The sequence below is a fragment of the Actinophytocola oryzae genome (genome assembly GCF_004364325.1).
GTDB classification, from domain to species: domain Bacteria; phylum Actinomycetota; class Actinomycetes; order Mycobacteriales; family Pseudonocardiaceae; genus Actinophytocola; species Actinophytocola oryzae.
Genome location: NZ_SOCP01000045.1, coordinates 1 through 2,192, shown reverse-complemented (window position 1 = coordinate 2,192; position 2,192 = coordinate 1). Strand labels below are relative to the sequence as shown.

Sequence of the window (2,192 nt, the reverse complement as noted above, 5' to 3'; positions counted from 1 at the left end):
GAGCCTTTTTCGTGCGTCCAGTTGAGCGGGGGTTGATCATGTAGGTGGTTGATCGTCGTTCGTCAGCTCGTCGTCGCTTGCCGGTGTGAGTCCGGTCCGGGTAGCTGCCAGGAGGCCCGGTAGCAGACTGGCGGCTCGGTCTGGAAACGGGTCGGGTCGAAGCCCAGTGTCAAAGGCCCTGATGGGGGAGCGACTGAGCGGTCCGTAGCGTGAAGCGAAGCCTGCGGCGTCGTTACTCAGCTGCCTGTTGGTGGCATCAGGGAGAGCCGAGCCCTTCGAAATCGGGGTGAAGGCCATGGAAGCGGTGTAGCTCCTGGATTGCAGCCGCGAGGGACTCCCCGGCGTATGGGGCTCGGAACGTTCAGATAGTGGCGGCGGGAACTGGAGAGGCCCTCCCCGGCCCGGCAATTCTGCGGATGGTGTTGTCGGAAACGCGGTGTCCTATAACCGATGATCTCGGGAAATGGACCACCGGCCGGGAGGGAGTCGGAGGCGGCCGTAGTACCGGTTGAGCCGAGCGGACAACACAACCGCCGGTGATGGGAAGGGCCGCTACTTCGTCGACGCGCTTGATGTTGAGGAGGAGCCCGGTGAGTGCCGGTTTGGCTATTCCCGCCGCTTCGGGATCGATCGTTGATCCGGTTCGTGCCTTGCAGCATGCGCTGTACCGGGCGGCCAAGGCCGATCCCGGACGTCGGTTCCACGCGCTGCGAGACAAGATCTTCCGCAGGGATGTCTTGTGGCGGGCGTGGGTCGCGGTGCGCCGCAATGACGGCGCGCCGGGCATCGACAAGACCACCCTGGACCGGGTCGAGCAGTACGGCGTTGTCCGTCTGTTGGACGAGTTGGCCAGCGAACTGAGGGACGGCAGCTATCGGCCGTTGCCGGCGCGGCGGGTGTTCATCCCCAAGCCGGGCAGCAGCGAGTTGAGGCCGCTGTCTATCCCATCGGTGCGTGACCGCATCGTGCAGGCCGCGGTGAAGATCGTGCTCGAGCCGGTCTTCGAAGCGGACATGTTGTCGTGCAGTTTCGGGTTCCGCCCGAAACGCTCGGCGCACGACGCCCTGCAGGTCCTCATCGAGGAGTCCGCGCGGGGCAGGCGATGGGTGGTCGAGACGGACATCGCCAACTGCTTTTCGGCGATACCGCACAAGGAGTTGATGCAGGCGGTTGAGGAACGCGTCTGCGATCAGGCCGTGCTGAAGCTGCTGCGGGTGATGTTGCGCGCAGGGGTGATGGAGCACGGTCTGGTCCGTCGGGAGGTTACCGGCAGCCCGCAAGGCGGGGTGATTTCTCCGTCGCTGTGCAACGTCTACCTGCACCGGTTGGACCGGCAATGGTCGACGCGAGAGCACGGGGTGTTGGTCCGTTACGCCGACGACGCGCTGGTGATGTGCAAGTCTCGCGAGCAGGCCGAGGCCGCCCTACAACGGCTTCGGCAACTGCTGGCCGAACTCGGTTTGCAACCGAAGGAAGCCAAGACCAGGATCGTGCACCTCCAAGTCGGCGGGGAAGGCGTGGACTTCCTCGGCTTCCACCACCGGCTGGTGACATCCCGGCCTCACGATGGGCGACGCCCGTTCACCTTCCTCGCCCGCTGGCCCGCGAACAAGGCCATGCAGCACGCCCGCGACCGGATCCGGGAACTCACCGCCCGGCGTCGGCTGCTGCTGCCTGTTGAAGTGATCGTGCAGGATGTCAACACGTTCCTGCGAGGCTGGGCCGGGTACTTCCGTTATGGACACTCGGCGCAACGCTTCAGCAAGATCAGACAGTACGTGCGGATGCGGATCGCGTTGTGGCTCAGCAAGCGCTACCGCCGCAGCCGTCACTTCGGCCGTTGGGCACTGCTACGCTTTACGTCCAACGAGTTCGGTCTGATCCGGCTTTACGGAATCGTCGTGCAACCCAGGGCGGGCAAGCCCTGGCGGGACAAGCCGAATGCCGGCGGTGAACGACGTCGGTAAGCCGTGTGCGGGAGAACCGCACGCACGGTTTGACGGGCGGGAGCTGGAAACGGGCTCGAAGAGAGGCCACGGCCATGGAGAAGAACACCCGGACCGGGAAACCGGCCGGGCACTGCGGCTCCATACCCTACCGCCGATCAACAGGCACCGCGCCAGCTCCCGACCCTCCATCCGGTGGCGACCTCGTAGTTTTGTAGTACGTGGATGGCTTTGGCGAGGCGGCCG

At 65.1% G+C, this 2,192-nt stretch carries 1 protein-coding gene; it reads left to right on the top strand.

All coding sequences use genetic code 11. The features are described 5' to 3' along the window. Window positions 1–590 precede the first annotated feature (590 nt). A complete protein-coding gene (gene ltrA / locus CLV71_RS47335; RefSeq protein WP_133909549.1) occupies window positions 591–1,967 on the top strand; it encodes a group II intron reverse transcriptase/maturase in 1,377 nt (458 codons plus the stop codon). The last annotated feature ends 225 nt before the right edge of the window (window positions 1,968–2,192 follow it).